This window comes from Telluria antibiotica, assembly GCF_011682055.1.
In the GTDB taxonomy this organism is placed as follows: Bacteria; Pseudomonadota; Gammaproteobacteria; order Burkholderiales; family Burkholderiaceae_D; genus Telluria; species Telluria antibiotica.
Window position 1 is genome coordinate 101,857 of record NZ_JAAQOM010000013.1, and the last position, 16,546, is coordinate 118,402.

The following is a 16,546-nucleotide window of genomic DNA, read 5'->3' on the forward strand; positions in this document are numbered from 1 at the left end:
AAGCGGTGCGCCGGAACAGGCTCACGAAGCCAAAAGGAAGGTAAGAACGCATGGAACGCATCCTCATCATCGGCGCCAACGGCCAGATCGGCAGTGAACTGGTGACCGCCCTCGCGCAGCAGCACGGCGCCGCGAACGTGATCGCGGCCGACATCGGCGCGGACAACCTGTACGGCGCCGCGCGCTACGTGCGCCTCGACGTGCTCGACAAGGACGCGGTGGCGGGCCTGATCGCAACCGAAGACGTGACGCAGGTCTACCAGCTCGCGGCGCTGCTGTCGGCCACCGGAGAGAAGGTGCCGCTGAAGGCCTGGACGTTGAACATGGACGGTCTGCTCAACATCCTCGAGATCGCGCGCGAGCGGGGCGAGGCCGGCAAGCAATTGAAAGTGTTCTGGCCGTCGTCGATCGCCGCGTTCGGCCCGAATACGCCGAGCGAAGCCACGCCGCAGTACGCGGTGATGGACCCGACGTCGATCTACGGCATCAGCAAGCTCGCGGGCGAGCGCCTGTGCGAGTACTACCACGCGAAGTACGGCGTGGACGTGCGCAGCATCCGCTACCCGGGCATCATCAGCTACAAGTCGCCGCCGGGCGGCGGCACGACGGACTACGCGATCGCGATCTTCCACGCGGCGCTGCGCGGCGAGACCTATGAATGCTTCCTCGGCCCGGAGACGACACTGCCGATGATCTACATGCCGGATGCGATCCGCGCCACGATTGAACTGATGGACGCGCCGGCGGAACAGGTCGTCATCCGCTCGTCGTACAACGTGGCCGGCGTGTCGTTCAATCCGCGCGAGCTGGCGGCCGCCATCCAGGCGAAACTGCCCGCGTTCCGCATCGCGTACAAGCCGGACAGCCGCCAGCAGATCGCCGATTCCTGGCCGAAGAGCCTCGACGACAGCCGCGCCACCGCGGACTGGGGCTGGAACGCGCGCGTCGGCATCGAAGCGATGGTCGAGGACATGCTCGCCAACGTCGACGTGGGAATGAGCAAGGCGGCCTGATCGCCATCCATTGCCGCGGCCGCCACGAGCGGCCGACGTCCAACTGAAAAGGGCGGCGTCCACGAGACGTAGCGACAGCCCTCATCACGACAACAGGAGACAGCTCATGGACATGAGCGTATTTGACCTTTTCAAGATCGGCATCGGCCCATCGAGTTCGCACACCGTGGGCCCGATGGTCGCGGCACGCCGCTTCCTCATCGAGTGCGGGCCGCTCGACGATGCCGTGGGCGTGGAAGCCCATCTGTACGGCTCGCTCGCGCTGACGGGCGTGGGCCACGCGACCGACAAGGCCGTCATCCTCGGCCTGATGGGCGAGACGCCGCAGGACGTCGACCCGGACACCGTCGACGACAAGCTCGCGGAGGCGGAGCTGGACGGCGTGCTGAACCTGCTGGGCACGAAGGTCGTGCCGTTCACACGCAGCACGAGCCTCGTGTGGCACAAGCAGTCGACGTTGCCCGAGCACCCGAACGGCATGCGCTTCGTGCTGAAACTGGCGGACGGCAGTGTCATCGAGCGCATCTATTATTCGGTCGGCGGCGGCTTCATCACGGCGCCGCGCGAGACGCAGGCGGCGCGCGAGACTGTCGCGGTGCCGTTCCCGTTCAATACGATGCGCGAACTCCTGGCGCAGGGCGCCCGCGACGGGTTGACCATCCCCGCCATGCTGCGCGCGAACGAGCGTGCCCGGATGACGGACGAGGCGCTGGATGCGGGCCTGGACCGCATCTGGGACGTGATGCGCGGCTGTATCGCGCACGGCCTCGTCACGGAAGGCGAGCTGCCGGGCGGGTTGAACGTCAAGCGCCGCGCGGCGAAGCTGTGGCGCCAGGAACAGTCCGCGCGCGAGACGACGAACCACCTGCCGCACGATGCCGTCAACCAGGTCAGCCTGTATGCGATGGCAGTGAACGAAGAGAACGCGGCCGGCGGCCGCGTCGTCACGGCGCCGACGAACGGCGCGGCGGGCATCATCCCGGCCGTGCTGCGCTACTACGCCGAGGATTGCCGTCCCAGCGATGCGCGCCGCGGCATCCACGACTTCCTGCTGACGGCCGCGGCGATCGGCATGCTGTGCAAGAAGAATGCCTCGATTTCCGGTGCGGAGATCGGCTGCCAGGGCGAAGTCGGCGTCGCGTGCGGGATGGCGGCGGCGGGCCTCGTCGCGGCGCTGGGCGGGTCGAACGGCCAGATCGAGAACGCCGCCGAGATCGGCATCGAGCATCATCTGGGCATGACGTGCGACCCCATCGGCGGCCTCGTGCAGATCCCGTGCATCGAGCGCAACGGGATGGGCGCCATCAAGGCCATCACGGCGGCGTCGCTGGCGCTGAAGGGCGACGGCACGCACTTCGTCAGCCTGGACGACGTCATCGAGACGATGCGCCAGACCGGGTTCGACATGCAGGCCAAGTACAAGGAAACGTCCCTGGGCGGGCTGGCCGTGCACGTGGTGACGGTGAATCACGCCGCCTGCTGATGGCGCTGCTTTGGTGGGCGGAGCCCGCCCACCCTACGAAATTCCGGCCGCGCGTGGATTGCGAGGCCGCAGGGTGGGCACCCCGTGCCCACCACACGCCGAAAGCATCGATTTGAATTGAATTTAGCGAACAATATTCGGCAAAAAGACAATATTACCCGGTCCGGACTATAATAATTGTTCACCGCCTGCCAACCCCGATCTTTTCTAACGTATGCAATATGTGTCCACCCGCGCGACGAGCGCGTCCGCTGCACGTAATCCCCAGAACTTTTCCGACATCCTGCTGGGCGGCCTCGCGCCGGACGGCGGGCTGTACCTGCCCGAACAGTATCCGCAGGTGACGGGCGCCGAGCTCGACGCCTGGCGCACCTTGTCGTACGCGGAACTCGCCTACGAAATCCTGCGCAAGTTTGCCACCGACATCCCGGACGCGGACCTGAAGGCGCTGACCGCGAAGACGTACACCGCCGACGTCTACAAGAACGCGCGCGCCGACGAATCGGCGTCCGAGATCACGCCGCTGCGCGTGCTGGAACAGAGTCCGGAACGCACGCTGATCCTGCAAGGCCTGTCGAACGGCCCGACGCTCGCGTTCAAGGACATGGCGATGCAGCTGCTGGGCAATCTGTTCGAGTACGCGCTGGCGAAGAACGGCGACGAGCTGAACATCTTCGGTGCCACGTCGGGCGACACGGGCAGCGCGGCGGAATACGCAATGCGCGGCAAGCGCGGCATCCGCGTGTTCATGCTGTCGCCGCACAAGAAGATGAGCGCGTTCCAGACGGCACAGATGTTCAGCCTGCAGGACCCGAACATCTTCAACATCGCCGTCGAAGGCGTGTTCGACGATTGCCAGGACATGGTGAAGGCCGTCTCGAACGACCTCGAATTCAAGGTGCGCCACAAGATCGGCACCGTCAATTCGATCAACTGGGCGCGCGTCGTGGCGCAGGTCGTGTACTACTTCCGCGGCTACCTGAAGGCGACGACGTCGAACGACCAGAAAGTGTCGTTCACGGTCCCGTCGGGCAATTTCGGCAATATCTGCGCGGGCCACATCGCGCGCATGATGGGCCTGCCGATCGCGAAGCTCGTCGTCGCGACGAACGAGAACAACGTGCTGGACGAATTCTTCCGCACGGGCGTGTACCGCGTCCGCAAATCGTCCGAGACGTACCACACGTCGAGCCCGTCGATGGACATCTCGAAGGCATCGAACTTCGAGCGCTTCGTGTACGACCTCGTCGGCCGCGATGCGGACCGCACGCACGCGCTGTTCCGCAAGGTCGACACGCACGGCGGCTTCGACCTGTCCGGCGGACCGGGCAGCGACGGCGACGAATTCAAGCGCGTCGCCAACTACGGCTTCCAGTCCGGCTGCTCGACGCACGCGGACCGCCTCGCGACCATCCGCGACGTGTTCGACGACTACGGCATCACCATCGACACGCACACGGCCGACGGCATCAAGGTCGCGCGCGAGCACGTCGAGCCGGGCGTGCCGATGATCGTGCTGGAGACGGCGCTGGCGGCGAAGTTCAACGAGACGATCCTCGAAGCGCTGGGCACCGACGCCGCGCGCCCGGCCGGCTTCGAGGACATCGAGACCCTGCCGCAGCGCTTCGTCGTGATGCATGCGAACGTCGCCGAGATGAAGGAATTCATCGCGGCGCACACGGGACTCGCAAAGTGAGTCAGCCAGGGCGCAAGCCGTTGATGCCCGTACGCGAGGCGCTCGACGTCCTGCTGGCGTCCGCGCGCGTGGTGGACGGCGTCGAGGACGTCGCCACCCTGGACGCCAACGGCCGCGTGCTGGCGACCGACCAGGTCTCGGGCCTCTCGGTGCCCAGCGCCGACAACACGCAGATGGACGGCTATGCCGTGCGCGCGGCCGATTGCGCGAGTGGCGCAGCCACGTTGCGCATCGCCCAGCGCATTCCCGCGGGCACCGTCGGCGCGAAGCTGGAGCCCGGTACCGCCGCGCGCATCTTCACGGGCGCGCTGATTCCGGAAGGGGCGGACGCCGTCGTCATGCAGGAACAGTGCGACGCGAACGGCGACCAGGTGACGGTGAAGCACACGCCGCAGCCCGGCGAATGGATCCGCCGCGCCGGCGAGGACATCGTCGCGGGCAGCGTGATCCTGCCAGCCGGCACGCGGCTGCGCAGCCAGGAACTGGGGCTGGCCGCCTCCGTGGGCCTCGCGCGCCTGCCCGTGCGCCGGCGCGTGCGCGTGGCCGTGTTCTTCACCGGCGACGAGCTGGCGATGCCGGGCGAACCCTTGAAGCCGGGCGCCATCTACAACTCGAACCGCTTCAGCTTGCGCGGCCTGCTGGAGAACCTCGGCTGCGAGATCAGCGACTACGGCATCGTGCCGGACTCGCTGCAGGCCACGCGCGACACCTTGCGTGCCGCGGCCGCACAGCATGACGTGATCATCACGTCCGGCGGCGTCTCGGTCGGCGAGGAAGACCACATCAAGCCGGCCGTCGAAGCGGAAGGACGGTTGAACATGTGGCAGATCGCCGTCAAGCCGGGCAAGCCATTGGCGTTCGGCGAAGTCGATCGCTCGGGCGGCAACGGGTCTGGCGAACGCAGTGCCCCCGGCACTGCGTTCTTCCTTGGCTTGCCGGGCAATCCGGTGTCCAGCTTCATCACGTTTTTACTGTTCGTGCGGCCGTTCCTGCTGCGCGTGCAAGGCGTGACGGGCGCCGTGGAACCGCGGGCGATCCCGCTGCGCGCGGACTTCGACTGGGCCAGGCCGGACCGCCGCAACGAATTCCTGCGCGCGCGCATCAACGACGCGGGCGGCCTCGACCTGTTCGCCAACCAGGGTTCCGGCGTCCTGACGTCGACCGTGTGGGCCGACGGCCTGATCGACAATCCGCCGGGGCAGGCGATCGCGAAAGGCGACATCGTGCGCTTCATTCCATTCAGCGCGCTGCAGTACTGAGAGACATCCATGAAGATCAATCTGCGATTCTTCGCCAGCGTGCGCGAAGCCTTGGGCAGCTCGGGCGAATCCGTCGATCTGCCGGCCGGCGTCGCGACGGTGGGCGCCGTGCGCGACTTCCTCATTGCCCGAGGCGGCGCCTGGGCCGAAGCGCTGGCGCACGAGCGCGCGCTGCGCATGGCGTTCGACCACGTGATGTGCGAACCGGAGACTCCCATCCGCGAAGGCGGGGAAGTGGCATTCTTCCCCCCGGTGACGGGCGGATAGGCGCCAGCCACGCGGGGGCGATGCAAGACGTCAGACGATCGTCTTCTCGGCCAGCGCCAGCAATTTCGCGCAATTCGCATTGCGCTCGCCGAAATCGCGCCACGCGGTCGCGCGCGCGAGGTCCTGCCATTTGCGCAGCGAGTCGCTGTTCAGGTCCACCGTGCGTCCGCCGGCGCCCTGGAACAGCGCGGCCACGGCGGCATCGTCCTGCTCGGCCGACTTGCGCGCGAACGCTTCCAGGTCGGCACCGACCGACAACAGGATGGCTTGCTGGTCGCGCGGCAGCCGGTCGAACGCGGCGCGCGACATGATGAGGGGTTCCAGCATGAACCAGTACGTGCCGCCGCGCGCCGTCGTGAGGTACTTGCCCACTTCATCGAGCCGGTACGAGATCAGCGACGACGACGACGTCATCGCCGCGTCGAGCTGGCCCTTTTCCATCGCGGCGCGGATGTCGGTCGACGGAATGTCGACGACGGTCGCACCCGCCTCTTTCAGGATCCTGTCCATTTCCGGTGAGCCGCCCCGCACCTTGAGGCCGGCCGCATCTTCCGGATCGATGATGGGCTTGCCGCGCGAGGCCATGCCGCCGGCCTGCCAGATCCAGCTCAGCAGGATCAGGCCCTTGTCCGCGAGCATGCGGTTGAATTCGCGGCCGATCTCTTCGTTCTTCCACGCATAACCCTGTTCGTACGACGTGACGAGGCCCGGCATCAGGCCGATGTTCACTTCGGGCAGCGTGGCGCCGGCGTAGGACAGCGGCACGAGCGAAATGTCCAGCGCGCCCTTGGCCAGCGCGGGAATCTGCGCGTCGCTCTTCATCAGGGTGGAGCGGGGGTAGATCTTGAATTTGATGCGTCCCTTGGTCCGCCGCTCCGTCTCGGCCGCGAACATGCGGCACAGGCGGTCGCGGAAATCCCCTTCGGCGACGCTGCCGCCGGGGAATTGATGGGAAATCTTGAGGTTCGTGGGCTGGGCCCATGCAGCTTGTAGCAACAGCGGACTGGCCGCGACGGCGACCAGCATTGTCCTGCGCGTCATTACCGACATATACATCCTCCAAGATGGTATTACGGACTACCGGACGAATCGTGGACCCCTCTGGACGACCGCTCGAGGCGTGCATCGTTCGCATTTGTGACTTTTATAGTGCGTATAAGAATAGACTCAGCTGTTGGCTTGTCAAGAAAATATTGAGGCAAAGAATAATGCGTCGCAGCATAAAAATCGGCCGAAAAATCAAGGACTCAGCGCGAAAGTATCGCGCGCCAGAGTCGACGGTTGTTGCGCTGGATCGGGTGTGTGGCATGCTGCGCCGCCGCGCGTGCGGCGGGCGCGGCCGGTCGGTTACCGGCGTTTTTTGACAGATTATGCGGGGCGGGACGCGCCCTGCCTTCGGTAGCGTGCAGGGCGGGAGACGCCCCACATGGGTCAGCGGGCGGGAATGGGGTAGGTGGCGGGGCTGACGTTGCCGTCCTTGTCGACGGCCTGCACGCCGAACAGCAGGTTGTCCTTCGACAGGTCGAGGCGGTATGCCGTCACGTCGCCGACGAATTGCGCGCCCTGCCACTGCGGGGCCGTCGTGTCGCGCCACACGATGCGGTAGCCGGCCAGGTCCGGTTCCGTGTTCGGGGCCCACACGAGGTCCGTGCCGTTGTCCAGGTTCGCCGTCTTTACTTTGACGTCGCGCGGTGCGGCCGGGGCGAGCGCCAGCGACGCGAGCGACGCCGCGTTCACGCGCGCCACCTGCGCGACGTACTCCGGGTCGACGTATTCGGGGAGGTCGCCGATGGGTTTGCCGTGTTCCGTGCGCAGGTCCTGGTGCTGGTGGTCGAAATCCTCGTGCGGTTCCGTGAAGCGCACGGCCGCGTAGCCGGCGTCGAGGAACGGGCTGTGGTCGCCGCCGCGCAGGTAGCGGTCGCGCCGGTAGACGATGTTGACCTTGAAGCCGGGGACGTAGCGCTCGCCCGTCTCCTTCACGTGGCGCGCGAGCTGGCGCGTGATCGAATCGTTCTCGCCACCCGTTTGCAGGAGTGTCCGCAGCGCGGGTGTCGTCTCCTTCACGGGCGGGACGCCTTCCGCGAACAGCCGCACTTCCGCGTTATCGAGCTTGCCGCGTTCGTCGTGCGAGCTGCCGATGATGTCGTTGTTGAGCATCCCCGCGATGTTCATCCCGGCCGCTTTCGCTTTCGCCGCATAGTCGCCGGAGCCGTACAGGCCTTGCTCTTCCGCCGCCACGGTCATGAAGACGAGCGATGCGTCGAAGGTGTGACGGGCCATCACGCACGCCATCTCCATGACGGCCGCCGTGCCCGACGCGTCGTCGTCGGCGCCCGGCGCGTCGGCCGTCGCATTCATCACGTCCGTCACCCGCGAGTCGTAGTGGCCGCTGACGACGTAGTAGCGGTCTTTCGATGCGGGCTGCGTGCCGGGCAAGGTGGCGACGACGTTGACGATCTCTGTCGGCCGCGAGATACGCGCGGCGACGGGGTGCACGTGACTCTGGAACCGCACGTCGAGGCGGCCGGCGCCACAGCGTTCCAGCTCGGTCTTGATCCAGCGCCGCGCGGCGCCGATGCCGCGCGTGTCCGATTCCGTCTCCGACATCGTGTGCCGTGTGCCGAAGCTGACAAGTTTGTCGACGTATGCGTGGATGCGCTGCGGCGAGATCGCGCGCACGATCGCGTCGATTTCGGCCTGGCGCGCGGGCAGCGCCATGTCCGCCGGTTGGGCAGCGCGGGCGCCGGCGCTGGCCAGCAGCAGGATCGGGAGGGTCTTGAGTACGGGGTGCATGTGGCTCCTTGGTCGGACGGGTCGGCGCCGCGGATCGCGCGGCGCCGCCGCATGCACTGTACCCGACGGCGCCGGGCCGGGGAAGCTTTACAGCGTGCCGAGGAACGTGCGGATCGCAGCCGTCACTGCCTCCGGCTGGTCGAACATCGCGAAATGGCGCGCCGGGGCGACGGTCACCACTTGCAGCTTGGGTGTGCCCTCCATCAGCGCGCGGTAGTAGTCGGCCTTTGCGGCCGGCGTCAGGCCCTGCTGGGCGCTGTCCAGGTCCAGGTACGGGACGATGGTGAGCACCGGGGCCTGGATCGTCTTCAGGCCGGGGCGCAGGTCCAGCGTGAGCACGTCCGCCGCCCAGGCGCCGACCGAGGCCGGGTCGCTGCGCGCCGTCAGTTGGGCCAGCGCGTCGGCGCGGCTCATGTCCAGCACGCCGATCGTCCGCATGTACGCCTGCTGCTGCTGGGCGAACAGCGCGGGCGGCTGGCGGCCGATCTGCAGGCGCGTGCGGTCCGCGAACTGGCCGCGTTGCGCCGGCGGCAGGTCTTCCGTGCCGGGCATGACCGGGAGGCCGTCGATGCTGACGATGCCGCCAACGGACGCCGGCTTGTCCTCGGCCACCGCGAGCGCGAGGATGCCGCCGAGGCTGTGGCCGACGATGACGGGCTTGTCGAGGTGGCGGCTCGCAATCAATTCCTCGACGGCGGCGCGCGCCGCGGCAAACGGCGTGGGGCCGGCCGGCGGGCGGCCGTCGAAGCCGGGCAAGGTCAGCACATACACGGCATGGTCGCGCGAGAACGCGCGCACCGTGCCTTGCCACACCCAGCTGCCGCTGGCGAGGCCGGGGATCAGGATCAGCGGGCGGCCGGCGCTGCCGTGGCGCTCCACGAGCACGCCGCCGATCTCGAACCGTTCGGCCGGCGCGATCGTGGCGGCGTAGCGGTTCGGCGGCGGCACGGCATCGGCCGCGTGCGCCGCAGGCAGGGTGCCGAGGGCGAGGGCGGCGAAGAAGGCGGCCCGTGCGGCCGTGAGTCTTACGATGTTCATGCGGTCTCCTGGTCGGGGAAGAAAATGGATTCGATCGGTTGTTCGAACAGCCGGGCCAGCGCGAACGCGAGCGGCAGGCTCGGGTCGTAGCGGCCCGTCTCGATGGCGATGACGGTCTGGCGCGACACGTCCAGCAGGTCGGCCAGGTGCGCCTGGCTCCAGCCGCGCGCCGCGCGCAAGTCGCGGATGGTGTTCTTCATGATTCGACGGCGCGGCGGGCCCGTATGCCGCGCACGAGATTCACGAGGCCCCAGCTGGCGCCCAACACGATCCACACGCTAAACATCGACTGCTTCGGATAGCCGGCCGTCTCGAGGAAGCCGTAGCTGAACGTGACGGCGCACGTGATGGCGGCGGCGAGGGCGACACCTTCCAGCAGGCGCAGGCGCTGGTATTCGTCGATGCGCGCGACGTGGCGCGCGATGGCGCGGATCATCAGGCCGAAGCCGATCATGGGCGCCAGCAGGACGATCGTGCGCTGCAGGCCGTCGTCCATCGGCCGACCGTAGCGGATCGACACGAACAGCAATACGACGTACACGGCGATCGCCGTCCACAGTTCGGTGCGGTAGGCCCGCGCCACGCGTTTCTCGTGCATCGTACACCTCCTTCAGATAGACGTCATGTAAAGTATGCTTTACATGGTAGGCGGGCTCCGGACCGATGTCAAGCTTCCTTTACATCGCTTTTTTGCCGCGCATTCGACTACAATGCTCGCCTCCGATTTTTTCCCGCCACCGCCATGTCCGAGTCCCCGACCGAAGCCTCCCCACGCCACGCCATCGTCATCGGCGGCGGCCCCGCCGGCCTGATGGCGGCCGAGGTGCTCGCGGCGGGCGGCGCGCGGGTCGACCTGTACGACGCGATGCCCTCGGTCGGCCGCAAATTCCTCCTGGCCGGCAAGGGCGGCATGAACATCACGCATGCGGAAGCCTATGACGCGTTCGTCGGCCGCTACGGCGAGCGCGCGCCGGCCGTGCAGGCGTGGCTGGATGCGTTCCCGCCCGACGCGGTGCGCGCATGGATCCACGGCCTGGGCGTCGACACGTTCGTGGGCACGTCCGGCCGCGTGTTCCCGACCGACATGAAGGCGGCGCCACTGCTGCGCGCGTGGCTGCACCGGCTGCGCGAGGCCGGCGTCGCGTTCCACATGCGGCACCGCTGGCTCGGGTGGCGCGACGGCGCGCTCGTGTTCGCGACGCCGGATGGCGAGCAGCTCGTGGAGACGCGCGGGGCGGCGACCGTGCTGGCGCTGGGCGGCGCGAGCTGGGCGCGGCTCGGCTCGGACGGCGCCTGGGTGCCGCTGCTGGCGGAACGGGGCGTCGCCGTGGCGCCGCTGGTGCCGGCGAACTGCGGCTTCGATGCGGACTGGAGCCCGCACTTCGCCGAGCGCTACGCCGGCGCGCCGCTGACGACCGTCGCAATGGCGCTCGATGGCGAGGCTTTCCGCAAGGGCCAGCTCGTCGTGACGGCGACGGGCGTCGAGGGCAGCCTCGTGTACGCGCTGTCCGCGCGCATCCGCGACCGCATCGCGCGCGACGGCCAGGCGACCGTGCTGCTGGACCTGCTGCCCGACCATGATCGTGAGCGCGTGCTGGACGAGGTCGCGCGACCGCGCGGCACGCGGTCGATGGCAAGTCATTTGCAGAGCCGCCTCGGTATCAAGGGCGTGAAATCCGGGCTGCTGCACGAGGTCTTGAGCAAGGCCGATTACGCCGAGCCCGCCAAGCTGGCACGCGCGCTGAAGGCGTTGCCGCTCGTGCTGAAGCGGCCGCGCCCCATCGACGAGGCGATCAGCAGCGCGGGCGGCGTGCGCTTCGAGGCGCTGGAGGGCGGCGCCAAGCTGAAGGATGCGCCCGGCGTGGATGCGCCCGGCGTGGATGCGCCCGGCGTGGATGCGCCCGGCGTCTTTGTCGCGGGGGAGATGATCGATTGGGAGGCGCCGACGGGCGGCTATCTGCTGACCGCGTGCTTCGGCAGCGGCCGCGCGGCGGGGCGCGCGGCGCTGGATTGGCTCGTCAGTTCTTGTCGTCGAACGTGACGGCGCCGGTGCCTTTGCGGCTGACCGTCCGTTCGTCCGGGTTGCCGAACACGCGCGCTTCGCCGCTGCCGGCAATGTCGGCATGCAGCCGCTTGCGCGCATAGACGGCGCCGTCGCCCGAGCCCTCCAGCCTCAGGTCGACGTCGTCGGCGCGCAGATGGCGCGCGTCCAGGTCGCCCGCACCGCGCAGTTCCGCGTGCAGCTCGCGGCTCGATCCGACCAGCGTGAGGCGCCCCGTGCCCACGACGGCCGCGTCGACCGTATCGCAGGCGCCGGCCGTCAGTTCGAGGTCGCCGCTGCCGTGCACGGCGGCCATGACCTCGCGGTAGCGGCCGTTGAACCGCATATTCCCCGAACCGTCCAGCGCCAGGTCGAGGTGGTCGCCCGCGAAGCCGCTGACCGTGTGCTCGCCGCTGCCGTTGACCGCGAGCGATTCCAGCGCCGGCAACGTGACGGTGACTTCGATTGGCGTGCGGTGGCGCAGCAGGATGCCGCGCGGGCCGATGTGCAGCATGTCGCCGTCGACGGTCGTGTCGATGTTCGCGAGCAGGCGCTGCTCGCCCCGAACTTCGAGCGCCGGCGTCGCGCCCTGGCGCAAGGTGAGGTTCACGGGGCCGGACAGGTCGATCTTGGCGACGGCCTTGTCGAGCGGCCGGCGCTCGGTGGCGACGAGGCGGCCGCCGGGGCTGGACGGACCGTTCGTGCCGTGGGCGCGCAGCATGCTGTACGCCGCGCCGATCAGCACGACGGCGAGGACGAGGAGGCTGAACGCCACTTTGAAGAGAGCGCGCATGCTGTCAGCTCCCTTTCAGCAGCGCGCGGTTCATCTGCACGTAGCGCTGCAAGCCGGCGAACGACCAGCGGGTGACGACGAGCGACAGCAGGAACAGCGCGATCCCGCCGAGCACGAGTCCCAGGCCGAACAGCGTTTGCGTCGTGCGCGACTCCGCATCCATGTCGGTGCTGATGCGCAGCGTGCTGTCCGCGAGCGCGTGCGCGCTGCGCAGGGCGCGCGAGCGCTCGAGGCGGCTGTCGGGATCGGCCTTGTCTTCCGGCGGCAGCGGGTCGGCGACCTGCGGGCGCTCCTCGTTCACGATGATGCCGTTGCTGCCGATGTTGACGCGCAACTGCCGGCCGCGCCCATCGTCGTCGATCGTGACGAAGCGGCTCGGCCAGTCGAGCACGAGCTCATTGGCCCCCGCGAGGCCGCTCGCCGTCGTCGCGACGCCTGCGAGGTAGAACGTCAACGCCGCCACGTACAGGCACAACACGAGGGTCGCGTAGACGAGCGCGGGTACGAGCATGAACAGGTTGAAGATCGCGAGGCCGACGGCCGACACCATCACGCGCAGCACGTTGGCTGGATTCTTCTTCTCCGCGAAGGCGTTGGCCGGGCTCTTCTTCTCGGCGAAGGCGTTCAGGTGCGCGCTGGCGCGCAGGGTCATGGCGATCTTCGAGGGGTCGTCGAGCTCGCGCGCCACGTCCGGTTCGCCCCGTCCGGCCGCGATGCCGTCGACGAAGCGCTGTTCGTAATACGCCAGCGTCTTCGCCTGGACGTCCGGCGGCAGGCCGAGCATGGCCCGCTTGAGCGCGTCGAGGTATTCCAGTTTGCCCATCGTGATTCCTACCGCGATCCTGTTAGTTTCGGCCAAGCAAGAGCGCGGCATTCAATGCCGGGTCTGCGGCGACGCCGGGATGGACGAGGATGCTCGTCGCGGCCGCCACGACGGCCAGCAGGGCAAGGGTGCGCACGCCGAGATGGATGTTCATTTGCATTTCCGCTAACACTCGTTTCGATGCAGCCACTGTACGGAAGCGCGCCGATGGGCGCCACTGCCGTGCGACGAGCTGCGGAATTCGCGGGGCAGGGCGCGCCCAGGCGCGACGGCCGGTGGCCCGTCATGGCGTCGCCTTGCCTGTCATGACGCCCGCCGCGGCCACGCCGCTGCGCACGGCCGCCTCCAGGGTCGCGGGGTATTCGCCGGCCGTGTAGTCGCCTGCGAGGACGAGGCCCGGCAGGCCGGTCGCGTTGGCGGGACGGTCCAGGCCCGGCGCGCAGGCGAACGTCGCCCGCTTTTCCGTGATCGTGCGCGACCACAGCGGGGTGGCGAGCGCCGGCAGCGCGAACGCAGCGGCCAGCTGCACGGCGACGGCGGCGGCGAGGGCCTCGTGGCCGATCTCGCCGGCCGGGTCCGCGCCGCTGACGACGACGGCCAGCAGGCCGTCCTGGCCGGGGTCGAGCTGGCCGCGGTCGAACACGAACTGGCCCCAGCGGCCGTCGTCGGGCGCATCGGCCAGCGCGCAGAACGGCAGCGGCAGGCGCGTGCCGGCCTCGTATTGCAGGTAGATCGTGGCGATGGGTTCGTAGGCGAGGGCGTCGATGCGGGCGACGGTGTCCGCGGCGCCGTCCAGGGGGCGCAGTAGCGCGGCCGCCTGCCACGGCGCGGTGGCGAGGACGACGGCGTCGAACGGTTGGACGTCGGTGCCCGCGTGCAGGCGCCATGCGCCGCCGTCGGGGGCAAGCGCCGTGATGCGTTCTCCGGTGCGCACGGCGGCACCGCGGTGTTCCAGGTGGCGCCGCGCCGCGTCGGGAAACAGGGCATCCAGCAGTACGCGCGGCAGCAGCATGTCGGATGCCGCGCGGCGCGCGCCCAGGCTGTCGCGCAGCACGGCGAGGAAGACCTGGGCCGATGCCCGTTCCGGCGGCGTGTTCAGTGCCGCGAGGCAGAGTGGTCTCCACATCAGCTGGACGAGGCGCGGCGTCTGGTCGAAGCGCTCCAGCAGTTCGGCGACCGTGCAGTCGTTGTGCAGCTGCCAGTCCATCCAGCGGGCGCTCGTCGTGAAGCGGGCCAGCGCCAGCTTGTCGGCGCGGTCCAGGCCGCGCGCACGCAGCAGCGCGACGAATACGTGCAGCGGCGCCGGGAGGCGCGGCGCGACGAAGTCCATGCCGGCATCAAGCGCCGGATAGCGCATCTGCAGCGGCAGGCGCAGCATCGCGCGGCGCGGGTCGACGCCCACGCGCCGCATCAGTTTCAGGGTGGCGGCATAGGCGCCGAGCATGATGTGCTGGCCGTTGTCGAGCAGGCGGCCGTCCGTCTCGATCGCGCGGGCGCGGCCGCCTAGCGTGCGCGCCGCCTCGAACAAGGTGACGCCGCAACCGGCGTCCAGCAGCGCGACGGCCGCCGCGCAACCGGCCCAGCCGCCGCCGACGACGGCGACGCGGCGCTGCGCCTTAGCCGCGGACATACGTCTTCCACGCGAGCCACAGCTTGCGCAGCGGCGTGAGGGAGATCTTTTGCGTGAGGACGTGGAACCCGTCGTGCTCGATCTCGTCGAGCAGGGTGCGGTAGATGGCGGCCATCATGAGGCCGGGACGCTGCGCGCGCCGGTCTTCCTGCGGCAGCAGCGCGTACGCTTCGTCGTACAGCGCTTGCGCGCGCCTGGCCTGGAACGCCATCAGCGCCTCGAACTTCTCGCTGTGGCGCGCGTTCAGCAGGTCGGCGGCCGTCACGTTGAACTGCTGCAGCTCGCTGATCGGGAGGTAGATGCGGCCCTTGCGAGCATCCTCGCCCACGTCGCGGATGATGTTCGTGAGCTGGAACGCGAGGCCCAGCGTCTCCGCGTACTTCAGCGTCTGCGGGTTCGTCACGCCGAAGATGCTCGCGGACAGGATGCCGACGACGCCGGCCACGTGCCAGCAATATTTTTTCAGGTTCGGGTAGTCGAGGTAGCGCGACTGGTCGAGGTCCATCTCCATGCCGTCGATGATGGCCTGCAGGTGTTCCTGTTTCAGGTCGTACGGCTGCAAGTGCGGCTGCAGCGCAAGCATCACGGGGTGCGTCGGCGTGCCGTCGTACATCTGCGCGACCTCGCCGCGCCACCATGCAAGCTTGATGCGCGCGACGGATTGGTCGGTGGTCTCGTCGACGGTGTCGTCGACTTCGCGGCAGAACGCGTACAGCGCCGTGATCGCGCGCCGGCGCTCCGGGGGCAGGAACAGGAAGCTGTAGTAGAAGCTGGAGCCGCTTTGTGCGGTCTTTTGTTGGCAGTAGTCGTCGGGGGACATGTGTAAGTTGTTATTGGGCGGACCAGGTCCGCTATCTTAGCCGATGAGGCGTTACATCCGTATGGCGCGCCAGCCCACGACGAGCCAGTCCAGGCGTTTCAGGCGCGGGCGGCGCCGGAACACGTCGTAGTCCGCGCGCTCGATCGCTTCCAGGATGCGCAGGCCGCCCTGGACGACCATGCGCAATTCCCAGCCGATGCGGCCCGCGAGCGTCGTCGCCAGCGGCGCGCCTTCCAGCATCAGCGCCCGTGCCCGCTCCACCTCGAAGCGCATCAGCGCCCGCCAGGCGGGGTCCAGGCGCCCCTGTTCGATGGCGTCGACCGTCACGCCGAAGCGGGCCATGTCGTCCTGCGGCAGGTAGATGCGGCCTTTGGCGATGTCGATCGCGACGTCCTGCCAGAAGTTGATGAGCTGCAGCGCCGTGCAGATCGCGTCGGACGCGCGCAGGCTCGCCGCGTCGTTCACGCCGTACAACGCCAGCATCAACCGTCCGACCGGGTCGGCGGAGCGTCGGCAATAATCCTGCAGGCGGGCGAAATCGGGATAGCGGCGCGTGACGACGTCCTGCTTGAACGCGGACAGAAGGTCGCGCAGCGGCCGTTGCGGCAGGCCGTACTCGGCCAGCACGGCCGCCAGGCGCTGGAACATGGGGTCGCGCGGCGGTGCGCCCGCCGCGATGGCGTCCAGTGCCGCCTCGTACGCATTCAGGGCCGCGAGGCGCTCGGCCGGCGCCGCGTCGCCTTCGTCGGCCAGGTCGTCGGCGCTGCGCGCGAACGCATAGATCGCCTCCACCGCGGGCACGAGGCGGCGCGGCAGCAGGAGCGACGCGACAGGAAAGTTTTCGTAATGGTCGACGGCCATGCGACGGGATAGATTGCTGACTCTAAAGT

Annotated in this window: 17 protein-coding genes; 6 read left to right on the forward strand and 11 right to left on the reverse strand. The window is 68.6% G+C overall.

The genetic code is table 11. The annotated features are described in order from the left end of the window. Positions 1–50: 50 nt before the first annotated feature. The 5 genes from HAV22_RS20785 (at position 51) to moaD (ending at position 5,718) form a co-directional block, all read left to right on the forward strand. Entirely contained in the window at positions 51–1,013 is a 963-nt protein-coding gene (locus HAV22_RS20785; protein WP_166861677.1) for an NAD-dependent epimerase/dehydratase family protein, read from the forward strand. 106 nt (positions 1,014–1,119) lie between these two features. Further along, entirely contained in the window at positions 1,120–2,496 is a 1,377-nt protein-coding gene (locus tag HAV22_RS20790; protein ID WP_166861678.1) for an L-serine ammonia-lyase, read from the forward strand. Between the two features lie 214 nt (positions 2,497–2,710). Next, a complete protein-coding gene (gene thrC, locus HAV22_RS20795; protein WP_166861679.1) occupies positions 2,711–4,192 on the forward strand; it encodes a threonine synthase in 1,482 nt (493 codons plus the stop codon). Between the two features lie 23 nt (positions 4,193–4,215). Then, entirely contained in the window at positions 4,216–5,451 is a 1,236-nt protein-coding gene (locus HAV22_RS20800) for a molybdopterin molybdotransferase MoeA (protein WP_166861803.1), read from the forward strand. A gap of 9 nt (positions 5,452–5,460) precedes the next feature. Continuing rightward, positions 5,461–5,718: a molybdopterin converting factor subunit 1 gene (moaD, locus tag HAV22_RS20805; protein ID WP_166861680.1), complete on the forward strand. Its 258-nt coding sequence runs from the start codon at positions 5,461–5,463 to the stop codon at positions 5,716–5,718. A gap of 30 nt (positions 5,719–5,748) precedes the next feature. On the opposite strand, the gene dctP is transcribed toward moaD, so the two are convergent. From dctP to HAV22_RS20830, 5 genes are all read right to left on the reverse strand, one after another. Next, a complete protein-coding gene (gene dctP / locus HAV22_RS20810; RefSeq protein WP_166861681.1) occupies positions 5,749–6,768 on the reverse strand; it encodes a TRAP transporter substrate-binding protein DctP in 1,020 nt (339 codons plus the stop codon). Between the two features lie 381 nt (positions 6,769–7,149). Continuing rightward, the gene (locus HAV22_RS20815; protein WP_166861682.1) at positions 7,150–8,511 is read right to left on the reverse strand and encodes a M28 family peptidase; all 1,362 of its coding nucleotides are present in this window, start codon (positions 8,509–8,511) and stop codon (positions 7,150–7,152) included. Between the two features lie 87 nt (positions 8,512–8,598). Then, positions 8,599–9,549: an alpha/beta fold hydrolase gene (locus HAV22_RS20820; RefSeq protein ID WP_166861683.1), complete on the reverse strand. Its 951-nt coding sequence runs from the start codon at positions 9,547–9,549 to the stop codon at positions 8,599–8,601. Next, positions 9,546–9,749: a helix-turn-helix transcriptional regulator gene (locus HAV22_RS20825; protein WP_166861684.1), complete on the reverse strand. Its 204-nt coding sequence runs from the start codon at positions 9,747–9,749 to the stop codon at positions 9,546–9,548. The genes HAV22_RS20820 and HAV22_RS20825 overlap by 4 nt, the downstream gene beginning before the upstream one ends. Then, positions 9,746–10,147 (reverse strand): hypothetical protein, encoded by a 402-nt coding sequence (locus HAV22_RS20830; protein WP_166861685.1) that lies wholly within the window; start codon positions 10,145–10,147, stop codon positions 9,746–9,748. Before HAV22_RS20830 ends, HAV22_RS20825 begins: the two co-directional genes overlap by 4 nt. Positions 10,148–10,291: 144 nt before the next feature. Here HAV22_RS20830 and HAV22_RS20835 point away from each other — a divergent pair, with 144 nt between their 5' ends. Beyond that, on the forward strand, positions 10,292–11,590 hold the full coding sequence (locus HAV22_RS20835; RefSeq protein ID WP_166861686.1) for a TIGR03862 family flavoprotein: 1,299 nt from the start codon (positions 10,292–10,294) through the stop codon (positions 11,588–11,590). Here HAV22_RS20835 and HAV22_RS20840 read toward each other — a convergent pair. From HAV22_RS20840 to hpnC, 6 genes are all read right to left on the reverse strand, one after another. Then, positions 11,568–12,383, reverse strand: a complete 816-nt coding sequence (locus HAV22_RS20840) for a head GIN domain-containing protein (protein WP_166861687.1) — start codon at positions 12,381–12,383, stop codon at positions 11,568–11,570. The two genes, HAV22_RS20835 and HAV22_RS20840, sit on opposite strands and share 23 nt — an antisense overlap. A 4-nt stretch (positions 12,384–12,387) precedes the next feature. Next, complete coding sequence (locus tag HAV22_RS20845; protein ID WP_166861688.1) at positions 12,388–13,206, reverse strand: DUF1700 domain-containing protein; 819 nt, start codon at positions 13,204–13,206, stop codon at positions 12,388–12,390. 22 nt (positions 13,207–13,228) lie between these two features. Then, complete coding sequence (locus tag HAV22_RS31560; RefSeq protein ID WP_267874818.1) at positions 13,229–13,360, reverse strand: hypothetical protein; 132 nt, start codon at positions 13,358–13,360, stop codon at positions 13,229–13,231. A 129-nt stretch (positions 13,361–13,489) separates the two neighbouring features. After that, entirely contained in the window at positions 13,490–14,836 is a 1,347-nt protein-coding gene (hpnE, locus tag HAV22_RS20850; RefSeq protein WP_166861689.1) for a hydroxysqualene dehydroxylase HpnE, read from the reverse strand. Further along, positions 14,823–15,656 carry a presqualene diphosphate synthase HpnD gene (hpnD, locus tag HAV22_RS20855; RefSeq protein WP_166861690.1) on the reverse strand — a complete coding sequence of 278 codons (834 nt, stop codon included), beginning with the start codon at positions 15,654–15,656 and terminating at the stop codon, positions 14,823–14,825. The genes hpnE and hpnD overlap by 14 nt, the downstream gene beginning before the upstream one ends. A gap of 51 nt (positions 15,657–15,707) precedes the next feature. Continuing rightward, positions 15,708–16,517 (reverse strand): squalene synthase HpnC, encoded by an 810-nt coding sequence (gene hpnC, locus HAV22_RS20860; RefSeq protein ID WP_166861691.1) that lies wholly within the window; start codon positions 16,515–16,517, stop codon positions 15,708–15,710. Between the last annotated feature and the right edge of the window lie 29 nt (positions 16,518–16,546).